This window comes from Rahnella sp. CG8 (genome assembly GCF_023701875.1).
Classification (GTDB): Bacteria; Pseudomonadota; Gammaproteobacteria; order Enterobacterales; family Enterobacteriaceae; genus Rahnella; species Rahnella aceris.
Genome location: NZ_JABAED010000012.1, coordinates 96,027 through 115,409 on the forward strand (window position 1 = coordinate 96,027; position 19,383 = coordinate 115,409).

At 50.5% G+C, this 19,383-nt stretch carries 16 protein-coding genes; 10 read left to right on the top strand and 6 right to left on the bottom strand.

Annotated elements, in window-relative coordinates:
* Nucleotides 1-4 precede the first annotated feature (4 nt).
* Nucleotides 5-319 (top strand): L-rhamnose mutarotase, encoded by a 315-nt coding sequence (rhaM, locus tag HGO41_RS13315; RefSeq protein ID WP_013577125.1) that lies wholly within the window; start codon nucleotides 5-7, stop codon nucleotides 317-319.
* Here the strand turns inward: rhaM and HGO41_RS13320 are convergent.
* Nucleotides 294-2,468 carry a YgiQ family radical SAM protein gene (locus HGO41_RS13320; RefSeq protein WP_013577126.1) on the bottom strand — a complete coding sequence of 725 codons (2,175 nt, stop codon included), beginning with the start codon at nucleotides 2,466-2,468 and terminating at the stop codon, nucleotides 294-296. The genes rhaM and HGO41_RS13320 overlap by 26 nt on opposite strands.
* Before the next feature lie 259 nt (nucleotides 2,469-2,727).
* Here HGO41_RS13320 and HGO41_RS13325 point away from each other — a divergent pair, with 259 nt between their 5' ends.
* Entirely contained in the window at nucleotides 2,728-3,459 is a 732-nt protein-coding gene (locus tag HGO41_RS13325; protein ID WP_013577127.1) for a hypothetical protein, read from the top strand.
* A 67-nt stretch (nucleotides 3,460-3,526) separates the two neighbouring features.
* Here HGO41_RS13325 and HGO41_RS13330 read toward each other — a convergent pair whose 3' ends face one another.
* The 3 genes from HGO41_RS13330 to HGO41_RS13340 form a co-directional block, all read right to left on the bottom strand.
* Complete coding sequence (locus HGO41_RS13330; protein ID WP_112197406.1) at nucleotides 3,527-5,179, bottom strand: dihydroxyacetone kinase subunit DhaK; 1,653 nt, start codon at nucleotides 5,177-5,179, stop codon at nucleotides 3,527-3,529.
* A 144-nt stretch (nucleotides 5,180-5,323) separates the two neighbouring features.
* Nucleotides 5,324-6,691, bottom strand: coding sequence for an L-serine ammonia-lyase (locus tag HGO41_RS13335; protein ID WP_037033510.1), 1,368 nt, complete (start codon nucleotides 6,689-6,691; stop codon nucleotides 5,324-5,326).
* Between the two features lie 103 nt (nucleotides 6,692-6,794).
* Nucleotides 6,795-8,078, bottom strand: coding sequence for an HAAAP family serine/threonine permease (locus tag HGO41_RS13340; protein WP_121019685.1), 1,284 nt, complete (start codon nucleotides 8,076-8,078; stop codon nucleotides 6,795-6,797).
* 587 nt (nucleotides 8,079-8,665) lie between these two features.
* Here HGO41_RS13340 and yfiR point away from each other — a divergent pair.
* Genes yfiR through yfiB form a run of 3 tightly spaced genes read left to right on the top strand, consistent with a single transcriptional unit; the run spans nucleotide 8,666 to nucleotide 11,049 of the window.
* Nucleotides 8,666-9,253 carry a regulatory sequestration protein YfiR gene (yfiR, locus tag HGO41_RS13345; protein WP_228389031.1) on the top strand — a complete coding sequence of 196 codons (588 nt, stop codon included), beginning with the start codon at nucleotides 8,666-8,668 and terminating at the stop codon, nucleotides 9,251-9,253.
* Between the two features lie 2 nt (nucleotides 9,254-9,255).
* On the top strand, nucleotides 9,256-10,536 hold the full coding sequence (dgcN, locus tag HGO41_RS13350) for a diguanylate cyclase DgcN/YfiN (protein WP_013577132.1): 1,281 nt from the start codon (nucleotides 9,256-9,258) through the stop codon (nucleotides 10,534-10,536).
* 15 nt (nucleotides 10,537-10,551) lie between these two features.
* Nucleotides 10,552-11,049 (top strand): outer membrane lipoprotein YfiB, encoded by a 498-nt coding sequence (gene yfiB / locus HGO41_RS13355; protein ID WP_013577133.1) that lies wholly within the window; start codon nucleotides 10,552-10,554, stop codon nucleotides 11,047-11,049.
* A 1-nt stretch (nucleotide 11,050) separates the two neighbouring features.
* Here the strand turns inward: yfiB and HGO41_RS13360 are convergent, their stop codons facing one another.
* Nucleotides 11,051-11,923: a LysR family transcriptional regulator gene (locus HGO41_RS13360; RefSeq protein ID WP_013577134.1), complete on the bottom strand. Its 873-nt coding sequence runs from the start codon at nucleotides 11,921-11,923 to the stop codon at nucleotides 11,051-11,053.
* A 104-nt stretch (nucleotides 11,924-12,027) separates the two neighbouring features.
* Between HGO41_RS13360 and budA the strand changes: the two genes are divergently transcribed.
* The 5 genes from budA (at nucleotide 12,028) to HGO41_RS13385 (ending at nucleotide 17,855) form a co-directional block, all read left to right on the top strand.
* A complete protein-coding gene (gene budA, locus HGO41_RS13365; protein WP_013577135.1) occupies nucleotides 12,028-12,810 on the top strand; it encodes an acetolactate decarboxylase in 783 nt (260 codons plus the stop codon).
* A 27-nt stretch (nucleotides 12,811-12,837) separates the two neighbouring features.
* Nucleotides 12,838-14,514: an acetolactate synthase AlsS gene (alsS, locus tag HGO41_RS13370; RefSeq protein WP_037033516.1), complete on the top strand. Its 1,677-nt coding sequence runs from the start codon at nucleotides 12,838-12,840 to the stop codon at nucleotides 14,512-14,514.
* Between the two features lie 212 nt (nucleotides 14,515-14,726).
* Nucleotides 14,727-16,151 (top strand): DNA cytosine methyltransferase, encoded by a 1,425-nt coding sequence (locus HGO41_RS13375; protein ID WP_285427202.1) that lies wholly within the window; start codon nucleotides 14,727-14,729, stop codon nucleotides 16,149-16,151.
* 5 nt (nucleotides 16,152-16,156) lie between these two features.
* The gene (locus tag HGO41_RS13380; RefSeq protein WP_250981098.1) at nucleotides 16,157-16,630 is read left to right on the top strand and encodes a very short patch repair endonuclease; all 474 of its coding nucleotides are present in this window, start codon (nucleotides 16,157-16,159) and stop codon (nucleotides 16,628-16,630) included.
* Nucleotides 16,623-17,855: a type II restriction endonuclease gene (locus tag HGO41_RS13385; protein WP_250981099.1), complete on the top strand. Its 1,233-nt coding sequence runs from the start codon at nucleotides 16,623-16,625 to the stop codon at nucleotides 17,853-17,855. Before HGO41_RS13380 ends, HGO41_RS13385 begins: the two co-directional genes overlap by 8 nt.
* Nucleotides 17,856-17,921: 66 nt before the next feature.
* Here HGO41_RS13385 and HGO41_RS13390 read toward each other — a convergent pair whose 3' ends face one another.
* Nucleotides 17,922-19,058: a porin gene (locus HGO41_RS13390; RefSeq protein ID WP_250981100.1), complete on the bottom strand. Its 1,137-nt coding sequence runs from the start codon at nucleotides 19,056-19,058 to the stop codon at nucleotides 17,922-17,924.
* Between the last annotated feature and the right edge of the window lie 325 nt (nucleotides 19,059-19,383).

Below are 19,383 nucleotides of genomic sequence, written 5' to 3' on the forward strand. Positions count from 1 at the left end.
AAACATGATCCGTAAATCCTTCGTGATGCAGGTTAATGCGAATGCACACGATGAATATCAGCGCCGTCATTCGCCAATCTGGCCAGAACTGGCGGAAACCCTGAAAGCCCACGGCGCGCATCACTACAGCATTTTTCTTGATGAAAAACGTAATCTGCTGTTTGGCTATGTGGAAATAGAATCAGAAGAAAGATGGAACGCGGTAGCAAAAACGGAAATCTGCCAGAAATGGTGGAAGCATATGGCAGACGTAATGCCTGCCAATGCCGATAACAGCCCGGTCAGTAACGATCTTAAACCGGTCTTTTACCTCGATTAACCCTCTGCCCGGAGGGTTTTCCTTTTCCGGCAGACGGATTCTGCGCTTTTGAGGCGGTAAAACGCGTGGTGGCCGGTTTCGCTTTGCCTGAAACTGACGCCGCAAACTTCGGATCAAAACCGTCCGGCGGCACCAGACAATCAGGCCGGATGCCAATCAGACGGCGCATGCCCATCGCGGTCAGCGCCTCGCGGATCACCGGCCAGTTCACCGGATCGTGATAGCGCAGCAAGGCTTTATGCAACCGCCGCTGACGATCGCCTTTCGGCACCACGACGTCTTCACTTTTATAATCCACTTTACCGAGCGGATTCTTACCGCTGTAATACATGGTGGTGGCGCTGGCGAGCGGCGACGGGTAAAAGTTCTGCACCTGATCCAGCCGGAAGCGATTTTTCTTCAGCCACAGCGCCAGGTTGATCATGTCTTCGGTACGTGTCCCCGGATGTGCGGAGATAAAGTACGGGATCAGATATTGCTCTTTTCCGGCCTGTTTGGAATAGCTGTCAAACAGCTCCTTGAAGCGGTAATAGCTGCCCATTCCAGGCTTCATCATTTTGGACAGCGGTCCGGCTTCAGTATGTTCCGGCGCGATCTTCAGATATCCCCCCACGTGATGTTCGGCCAGCTCTTTGATATAACGCGGATCTTCTACCGCCAGATCGTAACGTACGCCCGAGGCGATCAGTATTTTCTTGATGCCCTTCAGGCTGCGCGTACGGCGGTAAAGGTTGATCGTCGGTTCATGGTTAGTGTCCATGTGCGTACAGATTTCCGGATACACACAGGACGCACGGCGGCAACTTTGTTCCGCTTTCGGCGACTGACAGCGCAGCATATACATGTTGGCGGTCGGGCCACCCAGATCGGAAATCACACCGGTGAATCCCGGTACATTGTCGCGGATCTCTTCTATTTCGCGGACGATCGACGCTTCCGAGCGGCTCTGAATGATCCGCCCTTCATGCTCGGTGATCGAACAAAACGCACAACCGCCGTAACAGCCACGCATAATATTGATCGAGAAACGGATCATGTCATATGCCGGAATTGTCGCTTTGCCGTAAGACGGGTGCGGTACGCGCTGGAACGGCAGGCCAAACACTTCGTCCATTTCTTCGGTCGACAGCGGGATCGCCGGTGGGTTGATCCACACATAGCGGTCACCGTGTTTTTGCATCAGGGCACGCGCACAGCCAGGATTGGTTTCGTGATGCAAAATGCGCGAGGTATGCGCGTAAAGCACTTTATCGGCCTTCACTTTTTCAAATGATGGCAACAGAACGTAGGTTTTCTCCCACGGTTTCGGCTTTGGCGCGCGCACCGTTACCGGTTGCGGGGCATCCGGCGCAGGCAACTCTCCTTCCGAGCACGGCAAATCCTCACCATACGGATTCATGATCGGCTCAATCCGCCCCGGCTTATCGAGCCGTGTGGAATCGACACCGCTCCAGCCGATAAGCGCCGTTTTGCGCATCACGGCAGTGTTACGCACATCATGAATATCAGTAATGGATTCACCGGCAGCCAGACGGTGCGCCACTTCCACCAGCGGCCTTTCGCCGTTGCCATAAATCAGCATGTCAGCTTTGGAATCCACCAGTACCGAGCGCCGCACGGTATCGGACCAGTAATCGTAATGTGCGATACGTCGCAGGCTGGCTTCGATACCACCGAGCAAAACCGGTACATCGCTGTAGGCTTCTTTACAGCGCTGCGTGTAGACCAGCGTCGCGCGATCCGGACGTTTTCCACCCACGTTACCCGGCGTATAGGCATCGTCATGACGCAGCTTCCGGTCGGCGGTATAACGGTTGATCATCGAATCCATATTGCCGGCAGTCACGCCGTAAAACAGATTCGGCTTCCCGAGCCGCATGAAATCTTCTTTGCTGGTCCAGTCCGGCTGCGCGATGATCCCGACGCGGAATCCCTGCGCTTCCAGCATGCGGCCAATGATCGCCATGCCAAAACTCGGATGATCGACATAGGCATCGCCGGTCACCACGATCACATCACAACTGTCCCAGCCAAGCTGTTCCATTTCCTCCCGGGTCATCGGGAAAAACGGCGCAGTGCCGTAGCATTCGGCCCAGTAACGTGGGTAAGAAAACAGGGTGCGATCGGGTTGGATCAGACTGACTGGCATAGTAAGGTCTTCGTTCGGCGGCAAATAATTGGCCGCAAATTATACGGGGACGGAAACTGCGGCGGGTGAGCAAATCGCTTAAAATTGTTTTAGATCAAATTATGTTTTCTGACTGAGCGCCGTATTATATCCAGGTTGCTCCGGCGCGGAGGGTCTCAGCAGATCCAGTATTTCTTAAGAAGTCATTTCCTTTATACGGGCAATAAAGAGTGCTCAAATAGTCCATTGCTGAATCAGGCTTTAAAGGAAAAATAGCGTTATGGATAATAAACGTTTCCAGAAATTACTCTTACCCAAGCTTACCGAAGCCATGCTGTTTACGCGTTCACGACTGTCGCTGAAATCTGCCAATAAGTTTTATCCGGATAAAAGAATGATTGATGGTCTGATGATGTCGGATCCTAAAAAATACCGGCTGCATTCACTGGGCGGCGACAGGGATCGGGGTGCCATGGTGCGGGGTCTGCGAAAGCTCAATCTTTCCTCCCAGCAGCTTTACCGGAAAGTTGAAGAAGATTATCGCAACGGGAAAGAAAATGCGGGCAACTGCGGCGAAAATGCCCGCGTCGCATTTTGTTATATCAGTGAAAACATTCAAAAATGGGAAAGGCTCGCCGGTACGCCATTAAAAGTGATCAGCATCTTCATTACGCGTCCGGTCGACCATTGCCTGGTATTAGTCGGCACCCAGCCTGTACATAACAACGGCAAAATCCTTGAGAACGCACTGATTTGCGATCCGTGGGCAAAGATCGTCTGCCCTCTGGCGCATTATTCTCTTGAGTGGAAAATGAAAATGAATAAATGGTCTAACCGTGGCCTGAAGGGGAAATATCCCGGCGGTGTTTACGACCATTTTGCTAACAGGGATTCCCGTGAAGCGATCCGTATCGGCAAGTTCGTTATTTATGAACAAAATCAGTACAAAATTTCACAGCGGATCCATGATAAAAAGCTTTATTCGCTGATTGATCCCAATGCGATTACCTGACGTTTTCATTGCCATAAAAAAGGCCTGCCGGTTTCCCGCAGGCCTTTCTTTTTTGCTGAGCTCAATCTTATTTTTTCGCCAGCGCCTCAAACACTTTTTCAACGGCCACTGCGCCGGGATCTTTCACCCCTTTCAGGCTGTTGCTGCTGAGATAAGAAGAGCGCCCCGCATTGGCTTTCTTCATGCTGGCCGTGTCTTTGGCCCCTTTGGCTGCCGCTTTAGCCGCCCCTTTCAGCGCATCTTTTTTGCCAAGGGCTTCCAGCGCCGGTTGCAGTGCGTCGATCATCGTGCGATCCCCGAGATCTGCCCCGCCGTAATGCTTCATGCGTTCGAGACCGGACAGCAACGCTTTCGGCAACTTCTCACCCTCACCGACTTTCTTACCGGCGGCGGTAAAGAAGATCGACATCAGCACGCCGCTGGATCCGCCCATGACGGTCGCCAGACGATCGCCGACAACGCCCAGAAGATCGGCCACATTATTCAGCGGTAATCTTTTGCCTTTGTTTTCTTTCTGGATATCGCGCGCGCCGGTGGCAAACGTCGAACCGGTATCGCCGTCACCGACTTTGGCATCGAGTTTATTCAGCTCATCTTCCAGATCAGAAAGTGTCTGAGTAATGGTTTCAACGATTTTGCCAACCTGCGCATTGGACGAGGCTTTTACCGTTTTCTTATCGCTGATTTTCTTGCCTTTTTTGATCGCCAGTTTCTCAAGCTTCACCAGAGGCTGCCAGCCGGAGGCTTCCACTTCTGCCAGCAAGGCTTCCTCAATGCCGCCTTTAAGGGCAATCACCGAGAGCGAGAACCCTTTCATATCCAGCGCACTGACCAGCGATGCGGGGCCAATCAGATAACGGATCGAACTGCCGAGCGCAGAATGCACCAGCTCTTTGGTGATCTGATTCATTTCGAGCGGAGAGACGCCGCCGAGGTTATTGATCAGCACCGCCAGCTTGTCGCTTTTCTTCACATGTTCCGCAAGCTTGCCGACCAGCGTATCCACCACTTTTTTGCTGTTCTGGGTTTTCATGGTCGACACACCCGGTTCGCCGTGAATACCTAATCCCAGCTCAACGTGGCCCGATTCGATACGTTGCTCTTCTTCATCTTCACCGCCTCCCGGCAGGCTGCACCCCGCCGCCGCGACACCAATACTGGCGGTCGCATTAATCGCCTGCTGGGCGATTTTGGTGACATCTTTCAGGGATTTGCCCTGCTCAGCCGCGTAACCGGCAATTTTATGCACCAGCGCCGTACCGGCGATGCCGCGCGGCTGCTTGTTTTCCGGCAGGGAAATGTCGTCGGAGACCATCACCAGCTCGACGTTATAGCCCATACCTTTTGCTTTCTCAGCGGCCAGACCAAAGTTCAGACGGTCGCCGGTGTAGTTTTTGACGATCAGCAGACAGCCCGCTTTGCCGGTAACCGCCACAATCGCGTTCAGCACGGCGTCCACGCTCGGAGAAGCAAACACTTCGCCACACACCGCCGCCGTGAGCATGCCTTTGCCGACAAACCCCACGTGCGCCGGTTCATGACCCGAGCCACCGCCTGAAATCAGCGCAACCTTTTTCTTATCCCAGTCACGCCGCACGACAACGCGGATTGCCGGATCGATGTCCAGTTTTGCCAGGTTTTTGTAGGGAGAGGTCAGGATCACCCCTTCAATAACATCGTTAATCAGAGTCTTGCGGTCATTCATAAAGAATTTAGACATACCGGACCTTTCCTTTTAACTGTTTTCCAGGTGAAAAAAGAGCTTCTACGCAGTATAGATAACCCAAAACATAACACAGGGAAAAGTAACGAAGGGGGCGGGAAAGGCGGTTTCCCGCCTTTTAGGAAATGATGAGAAAAGAAATCAATTGCAGGCGAGAACCTTGATAGCCAACCCGCCTGTCGAGGTTTCACGGTATTTCGAGTTCATGTCCTTGCCGGTTTCGTACATGGTTTCGATGACTTTATCGAGGCACACACGCGGTTCGCTGGTGCGGCGTAATGCCATACGCGACGCATTGACGGCTTTCACAGCCGAAATGGCGTTACGCTCGATGCATGGTACCTGAACCTGTCCGGCCAGCGGATCACAGGTCAGCCCGAGGTGATGTTCCATCGCGATTTCTGCCGCCATAAACACCTGCGCGGTGCTGCCGCCCAGCAGTTCGGTCAGACCTGCCGCCGCCATAGAACAGGCCACGCCCACTTCGCCCTGACACCCCACTTCCGCACCGGAAATCGAAGCGTTCATTTTGAACAGAATACCGACCGCGCCGGAAGCCAGGAAGAAGCGGCTGTACGAATCAGGGCTGATCGGGCGGATAAACTGATCGTAATACGTCAGCACGGCAGGAATAATGCCACACGCGCCGTTGGTCGGTGCAGTGACCACACGCCCGCCTGCCGCATTTTCTTCGTTAACCGCCATCGCGTACATGTTGATCCAGTCAACAACACCCATCGGATCGACATTGTTCTTATCCTGCGTCACCAGAATGCGGCGCAGTGCGGCGGCACGGCGGTTGATTTTCATCGGTCCCGGCAGCAAGCCTTCGGTATGAATGCCGCGCGTAATGCCTTCGCTCATCACATTCCAGATGGCCGCAAAGTGATCGCTGATTTCTGTGCGTGTGTGTCCCGCCAGTTCGTTTTGCAGCATCAGTGCCGACAACGACAGGCCGGTGTCCGTACAGTGTTTTTGCAAATCGCTGGCCGAACGGAACGGATACGGGCGCACCACCGGATTTTCATCCTGCATACCAAATTTGCTGGCTTCGACAATAAAGCCACCGCCGATAGAGTAATAAGTTTGGGTATAGAGCAGTTCATCGCCGCTGAACGCACTGATTGTCATGCCGTTTTCATGCAACGGCAGATTACCGGAATGGAAATTCATGCCTGAGCTGGCCGGGAAATCCACTTCTTTTGCGCCCTTGCCCAGCATCAGACGCCCGGTATTTTCTACCTCACGGATAAACGCCGGGATCGCATCGATATCCACATCATCCGGCATATTCCCCGCCAGCCCCATGATAATAGCCAGATCAGTGTGGTGACCTTTACCGGTTAATGATAATGATCCGTAAACATCAACCGCCACGCGGGTGGTTTGGGTTATATGGCCTGAAGAGATAAGTTCATCAGTGAATATTTTCCCGGCTTTCATCGGGCCAACAGTATGCGAACTGGAAGGACCAATACCAATTTTGAAAATATCGAAGACGCTGATCACGGTGGGTACTCCAAGTGAAATTATTTACGGGCGGAATAAACAGAAAAACGGGAGAGAAAGGAGCGGGATATTCCCGCTCACTTTATTTCAGAAGCTTTAATCATTAACCCATCAGGCTGAATACAATGGCTGACATCGCAATCAGACCCATTACAGCAACGAAGACATTACTGATATGGCCGCTGTATTTTTTCATCGCCGGAACTTTACGGATGGCATACATTGGCATCAGGAATAACAGCATCGCAATAATCGGACCGCCCAGCGTTTCGATCATACCCAGAATACTTGGATTCAGGGTTGCCACTAACCAGGTGGTTAATAACATGAAGATACCGGTATAACGGTTCAGCGTTGGCAGGGCAATTTTCTTGCCTTTACTGCGCAAAGATTTAATCACCATGCCGTTAAAACCTTCGCGTGCGCCCAGATAATGGCCGAGGAAAGATTTAGTAATGGCAATAAAGGCAATAAATGGCGCGATATATTCAATGACCGGGTTAGAGAAGTGGTTCGCTAAATAAGACAGAATAGACACGTTTTGCGATTTGGCTTCCATCAGGTCGGCCGGAGACAGGCTCAGGACGCAGCTGAAGACAAAGAACATCACCGTGATCACCATCATGATGTGGCTAAATGCCAGAATGCGCGAACATTTTTTCTCAGCGCTATCACCGTATTCTTTGCGTTTTGCCACTGCAAAAGAGGAGATAATAGGCGAGTGGTTGAACGAGAACACCATCACCGGGATCACCAGCCACAGCGTCATCAGCATACCGTGACCTACGCCGTTACCGGAAAGCGAGGCGTTTGTAAACACTGACATATTCCAGTTAGGAATAAGGTAAAGCGCCAGCGCCATCAGCACCGTCACAAACGGGAATACCAGAATACTCATCGCTTTCACGATCATATCCTGACCAAAATGCACCAGTGTCATTAATCCGAGGATCAGGATCAGTGACAGCAACGCACGCGGTGGCGCATTCATATGCATCTGGTGAGTAATAAAACTCTCAACCGTATTAGTGATCGCCACGCTGTAAACCAGCAAAATAGGATAAATGGCGAAGAAATACAGCAGTGTAATTAATTTACCGGCCGTAATACCAAAATGTTCTTCCACGACTTCCGTAATATCTTCACCGGCATTTTTACCCGATAAAACAAAACGGGTTAATCCGCGGTGAGCGAAGAAAGTCATTGGGAAGGCGAGAATCGCCATAATAATTAACGGAATTAATCCGCCAATACCGGCATTAATAGGAAGAAAAAGAACACCCGCACCAATTGCCGTTCCATATAAACCTAACATCCACATGGTGTCAGTTTTACGCCAGGAACTTATTGATTTTTCAGACAGCGTCCCGATTGTTGTATTATCCATGATTCCTCAGCACCTAATTATAAAAATAATTCCGTTTTCCCCAGGAATGGTTGATGTTTTTTTACTGCACCCGTCATCGAAAAAACCACCCTGACGGTTAAAACATACCATTAATGCGGGCATGATACCTATCAGCAGCATAAAAATCTGACTAACGGTGTGGCTTTGAGATCATGGTCACGAATATAGCTAAAATGCCGTCTATTATTCCTTTAAATTCCAATCTATTAACATTTCCTGCAATTTAAATTCATCAAACGGTGATTACGGTAACATTTATTTTTTGTCATATTTTGTTATGACCGTGACTATTATTTTAATAACGGTTGAAATAACACCAATGTGTATTATTTATCGACGCCGCCTCTCTTATCGTTGCTCAAAAATCAACCACGCTCATTAACCTAAACATTCATTAGATTCTCTTCAGTATTCGCTGTTTTCCTGGTTTCTGTAAAAAATTCTACACAAGATGCGTGTTGTTTCAGGGTGAAAAACTTTTTATTGACGCTTTCAGAAATCATGCCGATAAAGTTATTCTTATTCCGGTGAAACAATTTCAACCGGAAGAAACACAGAGTGACGCTATGGAAAAAGCCCGATCACCTTTTTACCTGTTAGTGAAGATACGTGTCGGCCATTTTTTTAAGGCTGCGTATGGCTTCGCCCTGCTGATGGTGCTTCTGATCGCTCCGTTAAAACCGGTTATCGCAGAAACCAGCGAGACGTCACCCGACGCCGCCGTCGCCCAGACCGTTAACGGTATCCTCAGTTATTCGCGCTGGCCCGACAAAACGACCTCGTCTTCTTTAACACTTTGCATCATTCAGCCAGTTAAATACGCGGCGCTACTCACGCCCGATGGCAGCGCTTTTGCTGGCAGACCGCTCAAAGTGATGACGTTGCCTTTTGACAGCCCGCTGCTGACCGCGCAGTGCGATGCCATTTATTCCGGCAGAACAACGGCTGAGCAGCAAAACGATTTGCATCAGCGCCTGGAAGGCCATGCCATTTTAACGATCAGCGAAGAAGACGAGACCTGCGGATTACTGAACGCTTTTTGTCTGGTAATCACGCCCCTTCACACCGGATTCAAACTGAATCTGGATACGCTGTCCCGCAGCGGTGTGCGGGTTAATCCCGCCGTATTACAACTTGCCAGGGAAAAGGAGTAACCATGGAAAATAAAATTCCTGTTCCTGACACAGAACAGCCGCGCCAGCGCCCGACGCTAAGCGCCGCACTGAACAGAATCCATGTGATTGTGATTTTGACCGCGATTGGCCTTGCCGGTTTTTTACTGATCTTGCTGGCCCTGATCGCCCTGCGTTCGCATGCCGAAAATAATCTGCAACTGACCGCACGCGCTATCAGCTACACCACCGAAGCGGCGCTGGTGTTTAATGATCCTGCCGCCGCGCACGAGTCGCTGGAGTTCATCGCTAAACGCGGCGATTTCACGCAGGCTAAAATTCTGACCCCCGCCGGTGCAACGTTCACGGAATGGCAGCGGCCGGTGAACAGCAACTGGGACAAGCTCGGGCAGTTCGTCGGCCACCTGGCTTTCCCGGAGCCTGTCACGATGCCGGTGAACCATTCCGGTTCGCTCATCGGTACGGTCTGGCTCGCCGGTAATGGCGGAACCCTGGCGGGTTTCCTGCTGGAAACGGTGCTTAGCCTGATCGGCTGTCTGGTACTGACGGCCCTGGTGGCGCTGTATTTTTCCCGCCGGATGCAAAAAGGTATTGTCGATGCTCTCGGCCACATTACGCGCGTCACTCATGACGTCAGCGCTAACCGTTCGTTCAGCCTGCGTGTCCCTTCTGCGCCGATTGCCGAGCTGCACACGCTGAGCCAGGACTTCAACAGCCTGCTGACGGAGCTGGAAGCCTGGGAAAACCATATGCGCAACGAGAACGTCTCACTGACCCAAAAAGCATTGCATGATGGATTGACCGGCCTGCATAATCGCGCGTTTTTCATTGATACGCTTAATCAATGCTTTAACCCGATGCGCCCGGCGCTTTCACTGGCGTTGCTGTTTATTGATGTCGATAACTTTAAAGAGATCAATGACTCACTCGGTCATGCTGCCGGGGACCGCGTGCTGATGGTGATTGGTGAACGGCTGGCGAAAACACTGCGAAAAGGCGATGTGCTGGCGCGTCTGGGCGGTGATGAATTTGCCATCTTGCTTGAACCGATGGTTTCCACCGCAGAGGCCGTGGCTTTTGCCGAACGCATTGTTGAAATCATGAAAACCCCTGTCATCCTGCTCAATAACAAGACGCTGGATGTTTCTCTCAGTATCGGTATCGCGCTGTCGCCTTCTCAGGCCACTAACGCGAAAGAGTTACTGGATAAGGCCGATGAGGCCATGTACCGCTCGAAAAAAATTTCCGGCAGTTGCTGGCATGTTTCTTCAGGCATGCCGCTTCCTGTCGTGATGAAAGACTAAAAGGAATTAATGACAATGAATACCTGCAACACTTTCAAGACCTGGTTTCAGTTCGCCGCAATGGGGCTGTGCATTCTGCTGCTGGCCGCCTGTCAGACCAAACCGGCGGGATTAACGCCGGAACAGATCGCCGTACTGCAAAAAAACGGCTTCTCGCAGACAGCCGAAGGCTGGGAACTCGGGCTGGATGCCAAAGTGCTGTTTGGCAATAATCAGGCGACGCTTTCGACAGAAAGTAAGCAGTCGGTGGAAAAACTGGCCAGTGAACTGCTGCATGTCGGGCTGAATAAAGTCAATCTCGACGGCCATACCGACAACTACGGCGACGCCGGTTACAACAACGATCTGTCTCTGCGCCGCGCCAACACGGTTGCCGCCGCCTTTGCCGATGCCGGAATGCCACGCGCCAATATCCATACCCGCGGATTAGGGCAGAGCCAGCCGGTCGCCAGCAATAAAACCCAGGCCGGACGCGCCCAGAACCGTCGCGTGTCTGTGATTATTGTGGTGTAACTTACAACAACCCCACCATATGCAGCGCCGCCTTGCAGTTATCCGTTCTGCGCCAGGCGAGCGCGATCTGCGTCGTTAATGTCTGCCCTGCCAGGGGCAGACAGCGCACATTGGTTTCATCAATCTTACTTAGCGACGCCGGCACCAGCGCGTAACCAAATCCTGTCGCCACCATACTCAGCGCCGAGGTAATTTGCGGACACTGCTGCCCGTAGCGCGGCGAAAATCCCGCCTCTTTACACGCCTGTGTCACGGCATCATAAAGCCCCGGCGATAAATCGCGGGGAAAGGTGATCAGCGTGTCGTGGCGCAGCGCTGCCAGCCGGACTTCTTTCCCCTGACTGAGCGGATGCTTCTTCGGCAACGCCACCATCATTTCCTCAATATCCAGCACCTTATAACTGAACTCCTTGCTGCGCTCGCAAGGCAGACGGATAAACGCCGCATCCAGCGCGCCCTCGCTCATCGCGGTCATCAGCCCCGCCATATCTTTTTCCTGCGGCTCCAGCACCATGCCCGGGTACTTGTCACGGAAGCGATGCAGCAGCTCAAACACCTGCGGATTGAAGGCCGTTGAGGTGGCAAAACCGATGCGCAGCGTACCATTCAGGCCGCGTGCCACCGCACGGGTACGTTCAAAGGCGGCATCGGTCAGTTTGATGATGGTTTGTGCGTCGTCGTACAGCACTTTTCCGGCTTCGGTAAGCTCGACGCCACGGGTCAGACGCTTGAGTAAAGGGGTTCCGATTTCATGTTCGAGCCGCTGGATTTGCTGACTCAGGGGAGGCTGGGATATTCCCAGGAGTTCGGCAGCACGGGTGAAGTGGCCCGCCTCGGCTACCGCGACAAAATAACGCAGATGACGAAGTTCCATATCAAAAACGTCTCAAAGTAAACACCTCCTTATATTGGAACTCAGGACGGAATGGGGTCAACCTTTTAGTTAGCAAAGTTAATTATTCGACGGAGACCCCCTGCATGAAAAGCCATTCTGAGTCCTGTTCCTGCGTCGCCGATATTGCCCGCACGGCGACAGCGTTTAAACATCAGCATCCTGACCGCGTGCTTTATCAGTCGTCACTGATGAGCGCCTTGCTGAGCGGCGTCTATGAAGGCGACACCACGATGGCAGACCTGCTGAAACACGGCGATTTTGGCCTCGGCACCTTTAACCATCTCGACGGCGAACTGATCGCATTCAACAGTAATATCTTCCAGTTGCGTGGCGACGGCAGCGCCCGGCGCGCCCTTCCTGAACAAAAAACGCCCTTCGCCGTCATGACATTCTTTAACCCGACTAATGAATACGTGATTGACCGCCCGCACAGCCGTGAACAAATCCACGCCGTAATTGATAACGCCGTCGCCAGCCAGAACACCTTCTGCGCATTGCGCATTGATGGTGAGTTCAGCCGCGTCGAGACTCGCACCGTACCGGAACAGCACCGCCCTTATAAACCGATGCTCGAAGCCATCGAAGCGCAGCCAACATTTCATATTGAAAACAGCCAGGGCGTGCTGATTGGCTTTCTGACACCTGCGTATATGCAGGGCATCAACGTGGCGGGCTATCACGAACATTTCATCAATCAGACACGCAGCAGCGGCGGCCATGTGCTGGATTACCAGGTTGAGCGCGGCGTGCTGACTTTCGGCACGGTCGAAAAGCTGTTGATCGACTTTCCGCAGGACAGTGATTTCCTGCACGCCAACTTATGCCCTGACGATTTAAATGATGCGATTCAGTCCGTTGAAAGTTAACAGTCCGCAGACAAAAGGAATAAAGCCATGAAAAATTCAGACAGCCAAAGCGAATGGAAATGCGGTGCGGATCTGGTCGTCGCGCAGCTTGAAGCACAGGGTGTCAAACACGTGTTCGGCATTCCCGGCGCAAAAATCGATCGTGTTTTCGATTCGCTGGTCGATTCCCGCATCAAAACCATTCCGGTGCGTCACGAAGCCAACGCAGCCTTTATGGCCGGTGCCGTCGGCCGCCTGACCGGGAAAGCGGGCGTCGCGCTGGTCACCTCCGGCCCCGGTTGTTCGAACCTGATCACCGGCGTTGCCACCGCGACCTCCGAAGGCGATCCGCTGGTGGCTTTAGGGGGCGCGGTGAAACGCGCCGACCACGTTAAACAGGTGCACCAGACCATGGACACCGTCGCGATGTTCCGCCCGGTCACCAAGTATTCCGCCGAAGTCACCTCGTCTTCCGCACTGGCCGAAGTGCTGGCGAATGGTTTTCGCGCCGCCGAGTTCGGGCGTCCGGGTGCAGCATTTATCAGCCTGCCGATGGATATCGTCAATGAACCGGCCAGCGGCAAACTCCTGACCTCGCAACCGCCGGTACTGGGCAGCGCGCCGCACGACGCGATATTGCAGGTCGCACAATTACTGAAACAGGCCAAAAATCCGGTCCTGCTGCTCGGCCTGATGGCCAGCCAGCCGCGCAATGCCGAGGCGATCCGTCGTCTGCTGCATAAAAGCGATCTGCCGGTCACCAGCACCTATCAGGCGGCAGGCGTTATCGATCAGGCTTCGTTCCATCGCTTCGCCGGTCGCGTCGGTCTGTTCAACAATCAGGCCGGTGACCGCCTGCTGCGTAACGCAGATCTGGTCATCACCATCGGTTACAGCCCGGTCGAGTATGAACCGGTGCAATGGAGCAACGGCAGCGCCGAACTGGTCCACATCGACGTGATGCCCGCCGAAACCGACAGCGACTATCTGCCGGACGTCGAACTGGTGGGCGATATCGCCGACACACTGGATCTGCTGACGGAGCAGATCCCGCAGCGCATCGACCTGAGCGCCTCCGCCATCGCGATCCTCGAAGATCGCCGCCAGCAACGTGAACTGCTGGCCCAGAAAGGCCGCAGCCTGAACCAGTTTGCCATCCATCCGCTGCGTCTGGTGCGCGCGATGCAGGACATCGTTAACAGCGACGTCACCCTGTGCGTTGATATGGGCAGTTTTCACATCTGGATCGCCCGTTACCTTTACAGCTTCCGTGCGCGTCAGGTGCTGATTTCCAACGGTCAGCAAACCATGGGTGTCGCGCTGCCGTGGGCGATTGGCGCTGCGCTGGTCGATCCCAGCCGCAAAGTGGTTTCCGTATCCGGCGACGGCGGCTTTATGCAATCAAGCATGGAACTGGAAACCGCCGTACGCCTCGGCGTCAATCTGCTGCACATCATCTGGGTCGATGAGGCCTACAACATGGTGGCGATTCAGGAAGAGAAAAAATACCATCGCACCTCCGGCATCCAGTTCGGCCCGATTGATTTCAAAGCCTACGCCGACGCCTTCGGCGCCAAAGGTTTTGCCGTCACCTCCGCCGAAACGCTGGAAAGCACCCTGCGCGCCGCCATGGACGTACAAGGCCCCGCCGTTGTCGCCGTCCCGGTGGATTACAGTGATAACGCGTTACTGATGGGGCAACTGGAGATGGGAAGGATTTTTTAGAGGGGATTTCAGGATGTTAGTTGCAGCTTTTACATTTCAGTATTGCGAGGCATCCTGGAAAGTTAATGTCCCTCATTAAGAGACAGGACTCTTCTGGGTTGCTAAATTAAGTCAGCCCAGAAACACTGTACACATGTACAGATTTCATTTTTGCCTCTGGGTCAAACGAGTGATAAAGTGTCACTCATTCTTCCCTAAATCGATACTGCGAAATGAAAACCACTGAAGCTTCAACTATAGAACAAATCAAAAAAGCAGAAGAAAGCATGAAGGTTCAGCTTGAAAACGATAAGTTGCTGGTCCGACGTTTGCTTGAAATATATGACCAAAAGGCTATTGCTGAAAAACTCCGTGCATATAACAACGACTGGTCACGTGAATCTTTAAACCGCTGGCTCAGCGGCAAAGCGACTCAGCGTGCGCTTACCGAGTGTGAAATTATCATTCTGAATAGTATGCTTCCGAATCCACCAAAATATCACCCTGATTATAAATTCCGCTTCATTGATTTGTTTGCGGGGATCGGCGGTATACGCAAAGGATTCGAGGACATTGGTGGTAAATGTGTCTTTACCAGTGAATGGAACAAAGATGCCGTTCGTACATACAAAGCAAACTGGTATAGCGACCCACATGAACATGTATTTAATTCAGATATCAGAGAAATCACGCTAAGCGACAATCAGGAAATCGACGTTGAAGAAGCTTATCAAAACATCGATAAACAAATTCCCGACCACGACGTACTCTTGGCTGGCTTCCCGTGCCAGCCATTCTCACTTGCTGGTGTGTCAAAGAAGAATTCTTTGGGCAAAGCCCATGGTTTCGAATGTGAGGCTCAGGGTACTTTGTTCTTTGATGTAGCCCGAATCATCGTAGCGAAGCAGCCATCCATTTTCGTGCTTGAGAACGTTAAAAACCTCAAAAGTCACGACAAAGGAAAAACGTTTAAAGTCATTATGGAAACACTTGATGAACTGGGTTACGACGTCGCCGACGCTGATATCACAGGCTCCAGCGATCCAAAAATTATCGACGGGAAACATTTCCTTCCTCAGCATCGTGAACGAATTGTATTGGTTGGATTTCGCCGTTCTCTGAACATTAGTAAAGATTTTACTCTTAAAAATATCAGTCAATTCTTCCCCCAGGAGCGCATCGCCTTTAAGCAACTCCTTCAGACCGAATATGATAAAAAGTATGTTCTCACCCCGCTTCTCTGGAAGTATTTATACAATTATGCCAAGAAGCACCAGGCCAAAGGGAATGGTTTTGGTTTTGGATTAGTTGATCCAGAAAACCCAACGGTGGTTGCAAGAACACTCTCCGCTCGTTATCACAAAGACGGTTCTGAAATCTTAATTGACAGGGGCTGGGATAGAGAATTAGGTGAAACTGAATTTGATAATCCAGAAAACCAAATCAACAGACCACGCCGTCTAACGCCGAGAGAATGTGCTCGCCTTATGGGCTTTGAGCAGCCGGGCAAAGAATCTTTCCGTATCCCTGTTTCTGACACACAGGCATATCGACAATTCGGCAACTCGGTTGTAGTCCCTGTCTTTGCGGCGGTTGCAAAATTACTCGCGCCCTACATTGCGAAGGCTGTTGCACTTAAATCTGATAAGGCAGCTTAACTCCAATGGCTGATGTCCACGATTCAAAAACGCGAAGCAAGAATATGCGAGCAATTAAGAATCGTGGTACTGCCATTGAAAAAAAAGTTGCAGATTTACTTCTTGAGTCTGGTTTCACATTCAGGGAGCAGGTACAGGATTTGCCTGGTAAACCAGATTTTGTGATTGATGATTACAAGGCAATCATCTTTGTACATGGGTGTTTCTGGCATCATCATAATTGCTATCTTTTCAAAGTTCCCGCGACCAGAACTGATTTTTGGATGAACAAAATTCAAAAAAATGTGAAAAATGATCAGAGTACTATGCGAGAACTCTCATCAAGTGGATGGCGAATTTTGATAGTTTGGGAATGCTGTTTGAAGGGACGGTTAAAACTACCTAACCAGGAACTGATGACAAGAATTGAGGAATGGCTTTGTGCAGCGTCAAGCCATGCTGACATGGATATTAAAGGGATACATCAATTAAATGTTTGAAAAATTGAGTGATTACTTTGACGGTGCCGTTGGTAAATACCTGACTGCTGTTGATGCAGACCCTAAGAAATCTAACCAACATGAAATTGGTGGTTTGATTAAAGCAGGATTTGGCCAGCACCTTGGCCTGCCCAAAGATGGCGAAGCTTTATTATTCAAAACTACGATGATTTATATATCAGACGAAGATGCTGAGCCTATTTCCTGTGATATGACTTCAACGTGGTATGACACGCGATTTAACGATCCGACCCGGGGCGCAGAATTCCGCCTGTATTATCAAACCAATACTGTATCGACCCTTATGGCAGAGGGAGATTTTTTTCTTATTATCAAGAAGAAAGATGGGTCTTTAATCATGGTGATTACACCATCTTCATCCTCCGTAGAGCAGCAACTGGCTGCACTTTTTAGTATTACAATTACTCAGAATGGTTTTGCCAAAGCCAAAATTAATCAACAACAGATTGTGCTACCAATCCGAATGTTATTTGAAAGTATTGGCATTGAAATTGAAGAACCTGAAAGTCGCTCGCAAGACCTACTTGCTCTCCTCCTTGATCATTTTCCTGCCGGTTTTCCTAAAGCAAAAGAGTTTTCGCAACTCGCAAGGGATCTCATACCGGGAGATCCGCACAATGAGCCAGATACAACTCTCATGCTATGGCTTGAACAAGAAGAAAAGTTGTTCCGAACCTACGAACGCTTTGAAGTCGCTAAGAAGCTTCAAAGTGGCTTTGGTGAGGAGCGGAATGATGTTGATGACTTTATCCAGTTCTCGCTTAGCGTCCAGAATCGTCGAAAAGCACGTGTTGGATTTGCTTTTGAAAACCATCTAAATAAAATTTTCACCCTTCATAATCTGAATTTTGAACAAGGGTCGTCAAAATTAACGACTGAAAATAAAGCAAAACCAGATTTCTTATTTCCGAGTTTTTCTGCTTATCATGACATCTCATTCCCTGTGGAAAACTTAAGATTGCTCGGTGCGAAGACAACCTGCAAGGATCGCTGGCGTCAAGTTCTTGCCGAGGGTGATCGAGTTATTAAAAAACATCTGGTGACGATTCAGGCTGGCATAAGCGAATCACAACTATCTGAAATGAAAAATAAATCACTTCAGCTTGTTGTGCCAAGTTCTGTTCAAGTTTCCTATCCTTCTGCTCACATTCCAGATTTACAGAATCTCAGAGATTTCATTCTGGAAATTAAAAGCTGTCAGTAGAAAGATTCACAGACGTAAAAAAGCCAGCGCAAATGCGCTGGCCTGATGATCCACGAGGCATGTGAATTAGAAATCGTAGAAGACGGTAACCCAGGTGGCGTCAGCTTCGTCGTCTGTGGTGTGCGCTAATGTGCGTTCCACGTAAACAGACAAACCGTAACCGATGGTGGTACCCGCGCCCAGATAAACGTGGTTCGCGTGATATTCTTCGCCGCCTTTCAGTTGCAGGGAATCGGCTGCAACGTATGGCTGGATAGATTTCAGGAACGGCTTGTCGATATTAAAGGTATAACCGACGAAACCTTCCACACCGTAACCGCTGCCTGCGAAGTAATGATCGACAGGATTTTCACGGGTGCTCGGCACGAAATCTTTGTAATAGCTGCCGGTTCCGACGATGTACCAGTTATTTGGCTGCCAGGTTAAAGCCGTACCAGATAACTGTTGATGATAATCTTTTTCGTTATATTGATTATCTTTAACCGTGGCATCAGTCAGGCTATAAGCCGCACTCCAGACTAAATCTCTGGTGAGTTTATAATCGAACCCTAAACCGCCACCATTATTGCGGCGATAATGCTGATTCTCGCCCGCCTGAATTTCGTCTTCCGGCAATAAATAGTTGGCATATAACGTCACAGGGCCAAAGTCGTTGGTATATTTCAGGCTACTTTTCGGCTTATTCGCGCCATCGTAGCTGCCGTTAATACCAATACCCGTGCCGCCCGCATGACCATCGTTATCCCAGACGTCACTTTTAATCCCGACAACGGAATAATAAATACCGTACTGGTGGCCGTAGGTTAATGTCCCGTAACGATCGTCTTTAAAGCCCGCATATAACTGACGCTGAGTATCACGCTGACCGCCTTCCGGATAATGATCATTCATACCCAGAAGGTTCGCCATGTCCACACCCAGCTCGTAGTAAGCGATGACGGAGGTGTTTTGCGTCAGTTTATAATCACCACGGAAGCGGAAACGGGTGCCGCCATCGTGACCATTTTTATAATAACCCGGCTCCGGACCGTTATTGAAAATCCACTCAGGACGGATGCTCCCGCCGACCTGCAAGCTTAATGGCGCCAGCAAAGCATTACTTTGAGGATTTTTATCTAAAACAGTAATCTCGGCTTGCGCACTGGCAGATAATACCGACAGCACGACGCCGCCAATTAAGATTGACGCTTTTAAATTGCTCATTATTACCCTGTCTTTATTATTTATGTGATGTGTGTGCGGTCTTGCGCCGCGTATAAATAATTAACATAGGTATGACGGAGGACAAAGTGAAAATTCAGAAAGTTCCCTATAAGAGAAAAATATGTTTAGGTGAATTATTAAACAAACAGGTTTTTAAATGTAACTCATAGAAACATTATTTGTATTATTGATTAAACAGGTATCAATACGATGAGTAATCCATCAATCGTAAACGATAAGAATGCCAGAATTGAAATATTTAATAACAATTACATCAGAAAAATAGCATCAATAAGTAAATCATGCCAGCGTGATAATAACACTA

Excerpts from the sequence above, each read along its gene's own strand:
- yfiR (WP_228389031.1), top strand. The coding sequence starts at position 8,666 with ATGGAAAAAGCCCGATCACCTTTTTACCTGTTAGTGAAGATACGTGTC.
- alsS (WP_037033516.1), top strand. The coding sequence starts at position 12,838 with ATGAAAAATTCAGACAGCCAAAGCGAATGGAAATGCGGTGCGGATCTG.
- HGO41_RS13320 (WP_013577126.1), bottom strand. The coding sequence starts at position 2,468 with ATGCCAGTCAGTCTGATCCAACCCGATCGCACCCTGTTTTCTTACCCA.
- HGO41_RS13380 (WP_250981098.1), top strand. The coding sequence starts at position 16,157 with ATGGCTGATGTCCACGATTCAAAAACGCGAAGCAAGAATATGCGAGCA.
- budA (WP_013577135.1), top strand. The coding sequence starts at position 12,028 with ATGAAAAGCCATTCTGAGTCCTGTTCCTGCGTCGCCGATATTGCCCGC.
- HGO41_RS13325 (WP_013577127.1), top strand. The coding sequence starts at position 2,728 with ATGGATAATAAACGTTTCCAGAAATTACTCTTACCCAAGCTTACCGAA.
- HGO41_RS13340 (WP_121019685.1), bottom strand. The coding sequence starts at position 8,078 with ATGGATAATACAACAATCGGGACGCTGTCTGAAAAATCAATAAGTTCC.
- rhaM (WP_013577125.1), top strand. The coding sequence starts at position 5 with ATGATCCGTAAATCCTTCGTGATGCAGGTTAATGCGAATGCACACGAT.
- HGO41_RS13360 (WP_013577134.1), bottom strand. The coding sequence starts at position 11,923 with ATGGAACTTCGTCATCTGCGTTATTTTGTCGCGGTAGCCGAGGCGGGC.
- HGO41_RS13385 (WP_250981099.1), top strand. The coding sequence starts at position 16,623 with ATGTTTGAAAAATTGAGTGATTACTTTGACGGTGCCGTTGGTAAATAC.
- HGO41_RS13375 (WP_285427202.1), top strand. The coding sequence starts at position 14,727 with ATGAAAACCACTGAAGCTTCAACTATAGAACAAATCAAAAAAGCAGAA.
- yfiB (WP_013577133.1), top strand. The coding sequence starts at position 10,552 with ATGAATACCTGCAACACTTTCAAGACCTGGTTTCAGTTCGCCGCAATG.
- dgcN (WP_013577132.1), top strand. The coding sequence starts at position 9,256 with ATGGAAAATAAAATTCCTGTTCCTGACACAGAACAGCCGCGCCAGCGC.
- HGO41_RS13330 (WP_112197406.1), bottom strand. The coding sequence starts at position 5,179 with ATGTCTAAATTCTTTATGAATGACCGCAAGACTCTGATTAACGATGTT.
- HGO41_RS13390 (WP_250981100.1), bottom strand. The coding sequence starts at position 19,058 with ATGAGCAATTTAAAAGCGTCAATCTTAATTGGCGGCGTCGTGCTGTCG.